The following is a 12773-nucleotide window of genomic DNA, read 5'->3' as shown; positions in this document are numbered from 1 at the left end:
CGGCCCTCAAAGATATCCGCTGGGCGGCGCGCCATTTCGGCCGTGCCGCCCCCGGTGCAGGTTCACGCCGCTTCGAGAGCCGCTTTCACCGCAGCGATCGCGTCTTCGGCCTTCGAGCCGTCCGGGCCGCCGGCCTGGGCCATATCGGGTCGCCCGCCGCCGCCTTGCCCGCCCAATGCCGCGGACGCGACGCGCACCAGATCGATGGCGTTGAAGCGGCCGGTCAGATCATCGGTGACGGCGACGACGACGCTCGCCTTGTTGTCCTCGCCGGCGCCGACAAAGACGACGATGCCGGAGCCGAGCGACTTCTTGCCGGCATCGGCCAACGGCTTAAGATCCTTTGGCGAGACGCCCGATACCGCCTTGCCGAGAAAACCGACACCGGCAATGGTTTCGTTTTCCGCAGGCACACCGGCTGGCGAGCGATCGCCCAGCGCCAGCTTCTTGCGCGCCTCGATCAGCTCCTTTTCGAGCTTCTTGCGTTCGTCCAGCAGCGCCTCGACGCGGGCCGGCACATCGGCCGGCGAAATCTTCAACGCGGCGGCGGCCGCCTTCAACCGCTTGTCCTGTTCGTCGAGATGCTTTCTGGCCGCCTCGCCGGTCAACGCCTCGATGCGGCGCACGCCGGCAGCGACCGCACTGTCGGACACGATGCGCACCAGGCCGATATCGCCGGTCGCCCTGACGTGCGTGCCGCCGCATAGCTCGACCGAATAGGGCCGGTTGGCCTTGGCGCCATGCAAGCCCGTGCCCATCGAAACGACGCGCACTTCATCGCCATATTTCTCGCCAAACAGCGCCATGGCGCCTTCGGCAATGGCGTCGTCGACAGACATCAGCCGCGTGGTTACAGGGCCGTTCTGAACGACGATCTCGTTTGCCATGCGCTCGACCTCTTCGAGCTCGTCAGGCGAGATCGGCTTGTTGTGCGAAATGTCGAAGCGCAGACGCTCGGGCGCGACCAGCGAGCCCTTCTGCGCGACATGGGTACCCAGCACCTCGCGCAGCGCCTCATGGATCAGATGCGTGGCGGAATGGTTCGCGCGCAGCCTGGAGCGACGCGCGTGGTCCACCTTCAGCTCGACGGTCGCACCCGTCTTGACCGTGCCGGTGGCCACCTTGCCAAGATGGACGAAAAGCCCATCGGCCTTCTTCTGGGTATCGGATATTTCGATCGAGAACCCGTCGCCCGAAATGACGCCGGTATCGCCCATCTGGCCACCGGACTCGCCATAGAACGGCGTCTGGTTGACAACCACGGCAACGGCGTCGCCCTTGCCGGCGCTGTCGACGGTCTTGCCGTCCCTGACCAGCGCCTGGATGAGGCCTTCCGCCTGCTCGGTCTCATAGCCGAGGAACTCGGTGGCGCCGGCGTTCTCGCGCACCGGAAACCATACCGTCTCGGTCGCCACGTCGCCGGAGCCGGCCCAGCTTTTGCGCGCCTCCGCCTTCTGCCGTTCCATCGCCTCGGTGAAGCCGGCAAGGTTGACCGAGATGTTGCGCTGGCGCAGCGCATCCTGCGTCAGATCGAGCGGAAAGCCATAGGTGTCGTAGAGCTTGAACGCTGTCTCGCCATCCAGCATGTCGCCGGAGGCCAGCTTTTCCGTCGCCTCCGAAAGCAAGCCCAAGCCGCGCACCAGCGTCTTGCGGAAACGAGTTTCCTCAAGCTTCAGCGTTTCGGTGATCATCTGTTCGCCGCGCACCAGTTCCGGGTAGGCTTGGCCCATCTCGCGGACCAGCGCCGGCACCAGGCGCCACATCAGAGGATCGCGGGCACCGAGCAACTGCGCGTGGCGCATGGCGCGGCGCATGATGCGACGAAGCACGTAGCCGCGTCCTTCGTTGGACGGCAGCACGCCGTCGGCGACCAGGAAGCAGGACGAACGCAAATGGTCGGCGATGACACGGAACGATGCGACGGTGCCCGCATCCGGACCTTTGCCAAGCGCCGACGACGCAGCGTCGATCAGGTGGCGGAACAGGTCGGTTTCGAAGACGCTTTCAACCCCTTGCAGGATGGATGCCATGCGCTCGAGGCCCATGCCTGTGTCGATCGACGGACGCGGCAGGTCGACGCGCTCGTCCTTCGTCACCTGTTCGTATTGCATGAACACCAAGTTCCAGAATTCGAGGAAACGGTCGCCATCCTCCTCGGGGCTGCCGGGAGGGCCGCCCCAGATATGCTCACCGCGGTCGATGAAAATCTCCGAACAGGGCCCGCAAGGCCCAGTGTCGCCCATTGCCCAGAAATTGTCCGAAGTCGCGATACGGATGATGCGATCGTCCGAAAGGCCGGCGATCTTCTTCCAGTACGAGGCCGCCTCGTCGTCGGTGTGGTAGACGGTGACCAGCACCTTGTCCTTCTTCAGCCCGAACTCCCTGGTGATCAGGTTCCAGGCAAGCTCTATGGCCCGCTCCTTGAAATAGTCGCCGAAGGAGAAATTGCCGAGCATCTCGAAGAAGGTCAGGTGGCGCGCGGTGTAGCCGACATTGTCGAGGTCGTTGTGCTTGCCGCCGGCGCGAACACTCTTCTGGGCAGTCGTGGCGCGCGAATAGGGCCGCTTCTCCAGACCGGTGAAAACGTTCTTGAACTGCACCATGCCGGCATTGGTGAACATCAGCGTCGGGTCGTTGCGCGGCACCAGCGGGCTTGACGCGACGACCTCGTGACCTTCCTTGCGAAAATAGTCGAGAAATGCCGACCGGATCTCGTTGACGCCACTCATGAATACTGCCTTTTCGAGAGAACCGCCGGCTGTCGGCGGAAAATAGACATGGCCTTTTAGCGGTCGCACCGCAGCCTGTCCAGAAACACCAAATGGGCTAAAATCCCGGCTTTCATCAGCGCTTTGAAACGCGTCTGCCTCGCCATCAAACGGGAACCGCCGGCACGGGGCCGGCGGTTCGAAACGCATCGATTACGCAAACTCAAAATCAAAACATCAAATCCAAAACCTGGTTGACGCTCCGCGAGGCGTCGCTTGCCCTACATCACCCCGGCGTCGTCCTCGAAACCGTCATCGCTGCTTTCGGAGCCGCCGTTCTCAAGGAATTTTTCGGCGATCAGCCCGGCATTCTGCCGCAGCGCCAGCTCGATCTCGCGCGCCGTGTCGGGATTGTCGCGCAGGAACAGCTTTGCGTTTTCGCGGCCCTGGCCAAGACGCTGCGAATTATAGGAGAACCAGGCGCCCGACTTTTCGACCACGCCCGCCTTGACGCCGAGATCGACCAGCTCGCCGGTCTTGGAGACGCCCTCGCCATACATGATGTCGAACTCGACCACCTTGAAGGGCGGCGCCAGCTTGTTCTTGACGACCTTGACGCGGGTCTGGTTGCCGACGACCTCGTCGCGATCCTTGACCGAGCCGATGCGGCGGATGTCGAGGCGGACCGAGGCATAGAATTTCAGCGCATTGCCGCCGGTCGTCGTCTCGGGCGAACCGAACATGACGCCGATCTTCATACGGATCTGGTTGATGAAGATGACCATGGTGTTGGAGCGCGAGATCGAGGCGGTCAGCTTGCGCAGCGCCTGGCTCATCAGGCGGGCCTGCAGGCCGGGCAGCGAATCGCCCATCTCGCCTTCGATTTCCGCTCGCGGCGTCAACGCCGCCACCGAATCGACCACCAGCACGTCGATGGCGCCAGAGCGCACCAGCGTGTCGCAGATCTCCAGCGCCTGCTCGCCGGTATCGGGCTGCGAGATCAGCAGGTTTTCGAGATCGACGCCGAGCTTGCGGGCATAGACCGGGTCGAGCGCGTGCTCGGCATCGACGAAGGCGCAGATGCCGCCCTTCTTCTGGGCTTCGGCCACCGTGTGCAGCGCCAGCGTCGTCTTGCCCGAGCTTTCCGGTCCGTAGATCTCGACGATGCGGCCGCGCGGCAGGCCGCCGACGCCAAGCGCGATGTCCAGCCCAAGCGAGCCGGTCGGCACCGTTTCGATCTCGACGACCTGCTCGTTCGCGCCGAGCCGCATGATCGAGCCCTTGCCGAAGGCACGCTCAATTTGCGACAGCGCCGCATCCAGAGCCTTTGATTTGTCCACCGCTTTGTCCTCTACAAGCCGCAAAGAATTCTGAGCCATGATACATCACCCCGTGGTCGTCAATGGAGGCCGGACAATCCCGCAATCCTTAAAAGAATGTACCTCATTTGTTCTCATTTGTCAATGAGCATCAAGGGTTTGAAAAACAACGCATATCCCTATTTGTTCTATTTTTGTTTCGCAATTATTGCTTCCGATGTGTCTCGCCTCGCATGCGGCGCCGTTGCCGTCACCAGCCGAATCGCACCCGCGATTGCAGGGTTCCGCCCGGCCACCTAGTCTCCTCCCGGGCAACAGCAAAGGGCATTTTTGCCGGCATGATGAACTCCCCGACGATCCTGGCCGTGGGCGGCGCCTATATCGAGCGGCGTGGCCGGGTTGCCGGCGCCTTCGTGCCGGCCGCTTCCAACCCCGGCACGATGCGCGAGCATGTCGGCGGTGCCGTCTTCAACGCCTTGCGCTGTGCGGTGCGACGCGGCGCCTCGGCCTCGCTGCTTTCGGTGCGCGGCGGCGATGCCCTTGGCGACACGGTTTTACGCGCCGTCACCGAGGCCGGCATTGCCGACCTGTCGGCGGTGTTCCTCGACCGAGCAACGCCAAGCCATACGATGCTGATCGATAGCGACGGCGGGCTGATCGCCGGCCTTGCCGACATGGTGCTCTACGAGCTGGCGCTTCCCAAGCAGATCCGCCGCGCCAAGGTGCGGGAAGCGATCGGTTCGGCCGACGCGGTGCTGTGCGACGCCAACCTGCCGTCGACCGCGCTGGGGCGGCTGGCGGCACTCGCCGCCGACAAGCCGGTGTTTGCGCTTGCGGTCTCGCCCAATAAGGCGGCGCGGCTGATGCCGGTGCTCGACCGTCTGGCGCTGGCCTTCATGAACCGGCAGGAGGCCGGCGTGCTCGCCGGCGTCGGCATCGATGCTGACGATCAAGGCATCGTCGACGGCCTAAGACGCGCCGGGCTGAAAAGCGGCGTGATCACCGCCGGCGACGAACCAGTGCTCGGTTTTGACGAATTGAGCGCGTTCTCGATCTCGCCACCGCCGCTACAAAAGCGGACCGATACTGCCGGCGCCGGCGACGCATTGGCAGGCGCCACGATCGTTGCCCTGCTGCGCGGCCTGACGCTACGCGCGGCACTGCGCGAAGGCATTGCCGCAGCTATGCTCGCCGTCGAGCGCGCCGCCTTCACCAGCGCTGGCTTTGCCGAAGCGCTGGCGCTCGTGCCCGAGGCGCGGGACCTGGCATGAAGTACGGCCCGGAATTGCCGAAGCATGACGCAGCCTATTTGCCGGCGCGCCGTCCTGCCTCGTAGGCGCGGCGTGCCCAGATCGCCATCTCGTCGGGATCGTCGAAGGCGCTGTCGGGAACGCTCCAATAGGGCATCGACACGAGCTTGCCGTGGCGCGAGCCGGTATAGGTCCATTGCCGGCAGCCGGCCGCTTCGAAATCCGGGGCGCTTTCGGCGTCGGCCTTCAGCATCAATTCGCCACCGATGACGATGGCGACGATGACGCCGTCGAAATAGATGCCCTTGCCGCCGAACAGCTTGCGGATGCTGACCGGGCCGAGGCCTTCGAAAAGCTCTTCTATGCGCTCGTTGTCCATGCGGCGATCATGTCACCCGGATTTCCCCTTGTCATCGACGCAACCGGCACCATCCTGACAAGTTCAGAATCAATTTCGTCGGAGTTTTTCATGCCGCTTCTGCTCAAAGGGTCCTGCCGGTGCAATGCCGTGCGTTTCGAGGTGGAAAGCCACACGCCGGTGCCGTTCATGCTGTGCTACTGCTCGATCTGCCGCAAGCAGCAGGGCGGTGGCGGTTTTGCCATCAATCTCGGCGCCGATTACGAGACGCTGAAAATCCAGGGCAAGCGCCATCTCGGCGTCTACCGCGCCGAGATCGAGGACGACGAGCACCCGCAACGCGAGACCTCGACGGGCGAGCGGAACTTCTGCACGAAATGCGGGACGGCACTCTGGCTCTACGATCCGACCTGGCCGGAGCTGGTGCATCCGTTCGCCTCGGCTGTCGACACAGACCTGCCGAAACCGCCGGAGAAGGTGCATCTGATGCTGAAATACAAGGCGAACTGGGTCGAGCCCGATATCGGCAAGGGCGACAAGGTCTTCGACGTCTACCCGGAAGAGTCGATCGCCGACTGGCACAAGCGGACGGGGATGTGGGTGGATTAGCGTTCTTCTCCCCGTCGCTATACGGGGAGAAGATGCCGGCAGGCAGATGAGGGGCGGCGCGAACTTGCGAGAGCCGGCTCTGCCCCTCATCCGGCCCTTCGGGCCACCTTCTCCCCGTATAGTGACGGGGAGAAGGAAAGCCTCAGGCCGAAGCGCNCCCCTCATCCGGCCCTTCGGGCCACCTTCTCCCCGTATAGTGACGGGGAGAAGGAAAGCCTCAGGCCGAAGCGCGTGCTTCGGCCAGTGCCTTCAGATCGGCCGGCTTCAATTCGACCGATTCGCCGCAGCCGCAGGCCGAGCTCTGGTTCGGGTTGCGGAAGGTGAAGCCGGTGCGCAGCGTCGTCCGCTCGAAGTCCATCTCGGTGCCGAACAGGAAAAGTGCCGCCTCCGGCGCGACATAGACATGGGCGCCATCGCGCTCGATATGATCGTCCTTGGTGTTCGGCTCGGTCACCAGATCGACCGTATATTCCATGCCGGCGCAGCCGCCCTTCTTGATGCCAAGGCGAATGCCATGCGCGTTCTCACGGGTCGCGACGATCTCGCGCACCCGGTCGGCAGCCTTTTCGGTCATCGTGATGACGGCGAAGCGTCCCATGTTTTCCTTCTCCATTGCGCGCAGGTTCAAGGCCTGCCGAATGATTCCTCACCTAAAATGGTGAAGTTTTGTACCCGGCGCAAGTGCGCCAGCCTCTGGCTGGTCGGATGCTAGTACCACCCAACCGCCACCTGCGCCTCTTCCGACATTCGGTCGGGCGACCAGGGCGGGTCGAAGGTCATGTTGACCTCGACGCCGGAGACGCCTTCGACGGCGCCGACGGCATTCTCCACCCAACCGGGCATTTCGCCGGCCACCGGGCAGCCAGGCGCGGTCAGCGTCATATCGATCTTGACCGAGCGGTCGTCCTCGATGTCGATCTTGTAGACCAGGCCGAGCTCGTAGATGTCGGCCGGGATTTCCGGGTCGTAGACCGTTTTCAGCGCCGAGACGATGTCGTCGGTCAGCCGCGCCAATTCTTCGGCCGGAATGGCCGATCCGGAGACCACCGCATTGGTGGCCGTTTCGGAAGTGGTCTCGGCGGTATGGCCGGCATCATCCATGATCGTCACCCGAAGAACTTGCGCGCTTTTTCCAGCGCATCGGCCAAAGCATCGACTTCGGCCCTGGTATTATACATGCCGAACGACGCCCTGCATGTGGATGTTACGCCGAAGCGTTTCAACAGCGGCTGGGCGCAATGCGTGCCGGCGCGCACCGCCACGCCCTGCCGGTCGATGACCATCGACACGTCATGGGCGTGGATGCCCTGCAGCTCGAACGAGATGATGGCGCCCTTGCCGGGCGCATCGCCGAAGATGCGCAGCGAGTTGATGGCGCGCAGTTTTTGATGCGCATAATCCTTCAGATCGGCCTCGTGCGCGGCGATGCGCTCGCGGCCGATCTTTTCCATGTATTCCAGCGCGGCACCAAGCCCGATTGCCTGCACGATCGGCGGCGTGCCGGCCTCGAAACGGTGCGGCGGGTCGTTGTAGGTGACGATGTCCTGCGTCACCTCCTCGATCATCTCGCCGCCGCCCATGAACGGGCGCATGCGCTCCAGAATATCCTTCTTGCCATAGAGCACGCCGATGCCCGACGGGCCATAGACCTTGTGGCCGGTGAAGACGAAGAAATCGCAGTCGAGGTCCTGCACGTCGATCGGCATGTGCACGGCGCTCTGGCTGCCGTCGACCAGCACCGGAATGCCGCGGGCATGCGCGATGCGCACAATCTCCTTGATCGGCGTCACCGTGCCCAGCGCATTCGACATGTGGGTTATGGCGACCAGTTTTGTCCGGTCGGTCAGCCGCATTTCGAATTCCTCGATGTGGAAGACGCCGAGATCGTCGACCGGTACCCAGACCAGCTTCGCGCCCTGCCGCTCGCGGATGAAATGCCACGGCACGATGTTGGAATGGTGCTCCATGATCGACAGCACGATCTCGTCGCCTTCGCCGATATTCGGCATCCCGAAACCATAGGCGACCGTGTTGATCGCCGCCGTGGTGTTCGAGGTGAAGACGATGTTGTCGGTGCTCGGCGCATTGAGGAAACGGCGCACCGTCTCGCGAGCCTTCTCATAGGCGTCGGTCGCGGCATTCGACAGGAAATGCAGGCCACGATGGACGTTGGCATATTCCTGGGAATAGGCGTGCTGGATAGCGTCGAGCACCGCCTGTGGCTTCTGCGCCGAGGCGCCATTGTCGAGATAGACCAGCGGTTTGCCGTAGACTTGCCGCGACAGGATCGGGAAGTCGCGGCGGATCGCCTCGACGTCGTAGGGGATGTTTTCGACTTTCTGGTCCATCTCGAAGTCCTTGCCGCGCTGCCGCGTTCCTTCCCCTTTACCCGTGCGCCACGAACCAGTTGTCGAGTCTCGCTTCCAGCGCCTCGACGATGGCCTCGTCGTCCAGTTCCTCGATCACCTCGGCGACGAAGGCCTTGACCAGCAGGCCGCGCGCGGTCTTCTCGTCGATGCCGCGCGCCATCAGGTAGAACAGATGGCTGTGGTCGATCTCGGTGACGGTCGCGCCATGGCCGCAGACGACGTCGTCGGCGAAGATTTCGAGCTCCGGCTTGGTCGAGAACTCGCCGTCATCCGACAGAAGCAGCGTGTTGCAGGCCATCTTGGCGTTGGTCTTCTGCGCATATTGGTGGACGTTGATGCGGCCCTGGAAGACGCCGCGCGCCTTGCCGGTCACCACGTTTCGGATGACTTCGGTCGAGGCTGTGTGCGGTACGGCGTGGTCGAGCACCATAGTGACATCGGTATGGGTATCGCCGGCGAGCAGATTGATGCCGCGCAAGGTGAATTCGGCGCCCTCGCCGGTCGTCTTCACAACGACCTCCTGCCGGACAAGCTTGCCGCCGGCATTCATGATGAACAGCGTCAGCTTCGAATTCTTGCCGAGATGCGCCTTGAACTGGGCAAGATGCGTTGCCGTATCCGGCTGCTCCTGCACGACCAGCCATGTCACTTCGGCGCCCTCGCCAAGCAAAAGCTGGCTGACCGAGCTGACCAGCGCCGCCCCCTCGCCTGCCTGGCGTTCGACGATGACAGCGTTGGCGCCGGCACCGACACGGACGGCCAGGCGTACATGCGTCTGTCCACCGGCCTGCAAATTCTGCAATTCGAGCGGCTTGTCCAGTTGGGCACCGTCGGCGATGTCGACGAAATAGCCGTCGGCGACAAAGGCGGTGTTGAGCGCGCCGATGGCATCGTCGCTGCCATAGGAATCCAGCCCCGGGGCGATGCTGCCGTCGGTCAGCTTCTCCGATAGACGCTGTACCGTGACGCCCTCGACAGCAGCCCATTTCGCGCTCGAAACGCCGTTCAGTACCGGCAAAACCGAGGAGCCTTCGACGATCGGCGCAATGGCTTTCGCGACCGCTGCCGGATCGAAGTCCGGCACCGAGGTCAGCAGCCGGCGCAGGTCCGTATAGTGCCAGGATTCGATGCGCCGCGTCGGCAGGCCGCCCTTGATCGCCTCGATGGCGTCGTCGCGCTTCAGCATCACCGCGCCGTCGCCGGGCAGCAGCGACAGCCGCTCGCCGAAGGCGTCGATCAGCGCCGTTTCGGCTAATGTTCGCTGGGGTGTCGTGTGCATATTCATCAGTTTCGTCCTGCCTTCCGGCATCTCACGCGGCTTGCCCGATCACGCCGGCATAGCCATTGGCCTCGAGGTCGAGCGCCAGCGACTTGTCGCCCGACTTGATCACCTGACCCCTGTAGAGCACGTGCACCGTATCCGGCACGATGTATTGGAGCAGGCGCTGGTAATGGGTGATGACGACGATGGCCCGGTCCGGCGAGCGCAGCGTGTTGACGCCGTCCGCGACGATCTTCAGCGCGTCGATGTCGAGGCCGGAATCGGTCTCGTCGAGCACGCAGAGCTTTGGCTCGAGCAGCTTCATCTGCAGGATCTCGGCACGCTTCTTCTCGCCGCCGGAGAAGCCGACATTGAGCGGCCGCTTCAGCATCGCCATGTCCATGTTGAGCGAGGCGGCCGCTTCCTTCACGCGCTTGAGGAATTCCGGGATTTTCAGCGGCTCCTGGCCACGCGCCTTGCGCTGCTCGTTCATCGCCACTTTCAGGAATTCCATCGTCGCCACGCCCGGTATCTCCATCGGATACTGGAAGGCGAGAAAGATGCCGGCGGTAGCGCGCTCGGCCGGATCCATTTCAAGGATCGACTGGCCGTTGTAGAGGATGTCGCCCTCGGTGACCTCATAGTCCTCGCGGCCGGCGAGGATATAGGACAGCGTCGATTTCCCCGAGCCGTTTGGCCCCATGATGGCGGCGACCTCGCCAGCCCTGACCGTCAGGTTCAGGCCGCGAATGATCTCGGTGCCGTCATCGACGATGCGGGCATGCAGGTTTCTGATTTCAAGCATTCTCTTGCTCTATCGTTCCGTTAACTACATATCGCCGAGCTAGGGCAACGGCGACGTCGCTTTCAAGTTCAGGTGCCAAGTCAAATCGCATACTTCCGTCCTCGACGGCGTCGGCGGGATTCGGCCACCTGGTGATTTCAAAAATCTCAGGGCCGTAGACGGTGATCATCAACTCCGTGCCGTCTTCGCGCCCAGCGCTAATTCGGTTGGCTTCGACTTCGATCCTGACGACAACTTTCCTTTCGGCAGCAAAGCTTCGAAGGTAGTTCCCGAGCGACGTTGCCAATTCTCCGCAAATCTGCTCATCGAGGTCGGCCCGATAGTTGTCGGCTAGCTCACCAGAATGCCTGTCAAACTGGTGAACGCGTGCGACCAACGGCGGACCGTCCTCTGCCTCATCGTCACTCACCCAACACTCCCCTCAAGGCTAATCCCGATCAGCTTCTGCGCTTCGACCGCGAATTCCATCGGCAGTTGCTGGATGACGTCCTTGACGAAGCCGTTGACGATCAGCGCAATCGCCTCTTCCTCGGGGATGCCGCGCTGCATGACGTAGAACTTCTGGTCCTCGGAAATTTTCGAGGTGGTTGCCTCATGCTCGAACTGCGCCGTCGAATTCTTGGCTTCCATGTAGGGCACGGTGTGTGCGCCGCACTGGTCGCCGATCAGCAGCGAGTCGCAATTGGTGAAGTTGCGGGCGTTGGTCGCCTTGCGGTGCGCCGAGACCTGGCCGCGATAGGTGTTCTGCGAGAAGCCGGCGGCAATGCCCTTGGAGATGATGCGGCTCGACGTGTTCTTGCCGAGATGGATCATCTTGGTGCCGCTGTCGACCTGCTGATAACCATTCGACACGGCAATCGAATAGAACTCGCCGCTGGAATCGTCGCCGCGCAGGATGCAGCTCGGATATTTCCAGGTGATGGCCGAGCCGGTCTCGACCTGTGTCCACGAAATCTTCGAGCGATGGCCGCGGCAGTCGCCGCGCTTGGTGACGAAATTATAGATGCCGCCCTTGCCTTCGGCGTCGCCGGGATACCAGTTCTGCACTGTCGAATATTTGATCTCGGCATCATCGAGCGCGATCAGCTCGACCACCGCGGCATGAAGCTGGTTCTCGTCGCGCTGCGGCGCCGTGCAGCCTTCGAGATAGGAGACGTAAGCCCCCTCCTCGGCGATGATCAGCGTGCGCTCGAACTGGCCGGTGTTCTTCTCGTTCATGCGGAAATAGGTCGACAATTCCATCGGGCAGCGCACGCCCTTGGGCACGAAGACGAACGAACCGTCGGTGAACACCGCCGAATTCAGCGTCGCGTAGAAATTGTCGGAGGTCGGCACGACCGAGCCGAGATACTTCTTCACCAGCTCCGGATGCTCGCGGATGGCTTCCGAGATCGAGCAGAAGATGACGCCGGCCTGCGCCAGTTCCTTCTTGAAAGTGGTGACGACGGAGACGGAATCGAACACCGCATCGACGGCGACGCGGCCCGACTTGTAGACGTTGTCGCTGGCTTCCTCGAGCTCCGACGCATCGGTCTTCTGCACGCCGGCGAGGATTTCCTGTTCCCTGAGCGGAATGCCGAGCTTCTCATAGACCTTCAGCAGTTCGGGATCGACCTCGCTGAGCGAAGTCGGCCCCGGCGTGCTCTTGGGCGCGGCGTAATAGTGGAGGTCCTGGAAATCGATTTTGGGATAGTGGACGCGCGCCCATTTCGGCTCGTCCAGCGTCAGCCAGCGGCGATAGGCTTCCAGGCGCCATTCCAGCATCCAGGACGGCTCGTCCTTCTTCGCCGAAATGAAGCGGATAATGTCTTCGCTCAGGCCCTTGGGGGCCTTGTCCATCGCGATTTCGGTCTGGAATCCGTATTTATACTGGTCGACATCGATCTTTCGAACTCGATCGATCGTCTCCTGCACAGCAGGCATCAGCGTTCTCCATCCACGCCGGGGTCAAGGCCCGGCAGTTTTCAAACTATGGCACCGCAAACGAGCACCCATCAGGCACCGGAGGCGGCGTAAGTTTCATATAGTGCGTTCATGCCGGAAATTCACCCGGCCAAATGCGAACGCACGGCTCTACCAGGCCGCAAGGCCCTA

General features: G+C 62.7%; 12 protein-coding genes. 2 read left to right on the top strand and 10 right to left on the bottom strand.

The annotated features are described in order from the left end of the window. Positions 1-62 precede the first annotated feature (62 nt). Positions 63-2729, bottom strand: a complete 2667-nt coding sequence (gene alaS, locus X773_RS44030) for an alanine--tRNA ligase (protein WP_023674697.1) — start codon at positions 2727-2729, stop codon at positions 63-65. A 260-nt stretch (positions 2730-2989) separates the two neighbouring features. Continuing rightward, positions 2990-4087: a recombinase RecA gene (gene recA, locus X773_RS44025; protein WP_023674696.1), complete on the bottom strand. Its 1098-nt coding sequence runs from the start codon at positions 4085-4087 to the stop codon at positions 2990-2992. A 278-nt stretch (positions 4088-4365) separates the two neighbouring features. On the opposite strand from recA, the gene X773_RS44020 reads away from it, so the two are divergent. Beyond that, positions 4366-5298: a PfkB family carbohydrate kinase gene (locus X773_RS44020; protein ID WP_023674694.1), complete on the top strand. Its 933-nt coding sequence runs from the start codon at positions 4366-4368 to the stop codon at positions 5296-5298. 34 nt (positions 5299-5332) lie between these two features. Here X773_RS44020 and X773_RS44015 read toward each other — a convergent pair whose 3' ends face one another. Continuing rightward, the gene (locus tag X773_RS44015; protein ID WP_023674693.1) at positions 5333-5656 is read right to left on the bottom strand and encodes a TfoX/Sxy family protein; all 324 of its coding nucleotides are present in this window, start codon (positions 5654-5656) and stop codon (positions 5333-5335) included. A 90-nt stretch (positions 5657-5746) separates the two neighbouring features. On the opposite strand from X773_RS44015, the gene X773_RS44010 reads away from it, so the two are divergent. Continuing rightward, entirely contained in the window at positions 5747-6244 is a 498-nt protein-coding gene (locus tag X773_RS44010) for a GFA family protein (protein ID WP_023674692.1), read from the top strand. A gap of 217 nt (positions 6245-6461) precedes the next feature. Here X773_RS44010 and sufA read toward each other — a convergent pair whose 3' ends face one another. The 7 genes from sufA to sufB all read right to left on the bottom strand — a co-directional run bounded on the left by sufA (position 6462) and on the right by sufB (position 12602). After that, positions 6462-6842 carry a Fe-S cluster assembly scaffold SufA gene (gene sufA / locus X773_RS44005; protein ID WP_023674691.1) on the bottom strand — a complete coding sequence of 127 codons (381 nt, stop codon included), beginning with the start codon at positions 6840-6842 and terminating at the stop codon, positions 6462-6464. 110 nt (positions 6843-6952) lie between these two features. Beyond that, on the bottom strand, positions 6953-7345 hold the full coding sequence (locus X773_RS44000) for an SUF system Fe-S cluster assembly protein (protein WP_023674690.1): 393 nt from the start codon (positions 7343-7345) through the stop codon (positions 6953-6955). 5 nt (positions 7346-7350) lie between these two features. Then, positions 7351-8592, bottom strand: a complete 1242-nt coding sequence (locus tag X773_RS43995; RefSeq protein WP_023674689.1) for a cysteine desulfurase — start codon at positions 8590-8592, stop codon at positions 7351-7353. 37 nt (positions 8593-8629) lie between these two features. After that, the gene (gene sufD, locus X773_RS43990; RefSeq protein WP_023674688.1) at positions 8630-9898 is read right to left on the bottom strand and encodes a Fe-S cluster assembly protein SufD; all 1269 of its coding nucleotides are present in this window, start codon (positions 9896-9898) and stop codon (positions 8630-8632) included. A gap of 25 nt (positions 9899-9923) precedes the next feature. After that, positions 9924-10679: a Fe-S cluster assembly ATPase SufC gene (sufC, locus tag X773_RS43985; RefSeq protein WP_023674687.1), complete on the bottom strand. Its 756-nt coding sequence runs from the start codon at positions 10677-10679 to the stop codon at positions 9924-9926. Further along, complete coding sequence (locus tag X773_RS43980; protein WP_023674686.1) at positions 10672-11088, bottom strand: hypothetical protein; 417 nt, start codon at positions 11086-11088, stop codon at positions 10672-10674. The genes sufC and X773_RS43980 overlap by 8 nt, the downstream gene beginning before the upstream one ends. Next, a complete protein-coding gene (gene sufB / locus X773_RS43975; RefSeq protein ID WP_023674685.1) occupies positions 11085-12602 on the bottom strand; it encodes a Fe-S cluster assembly protein SufB in 1518 nt (505 codons plus the stop codon). Before sufB ends, X773_RS43980 begins: the two co-directional genes overlap by 4 nt. Positions 12603-12773 lie beyond the last annotated feature (171 nt).

Origin of the sequence: Mesorhizobium sp. LSJC280B00, assembly GCF_000502835.1 — a bacterium.
Lineage (GTDB): Bacteria > Pseudomonadota > Alphaproteobacteria > Rhizobiales > Rhizobiaceae > Mesorhizobium.
Note: the sequence above shows the minus strand (reverse complement) of the source record. Positions and strands in the feature narration are given on the sequence as shown.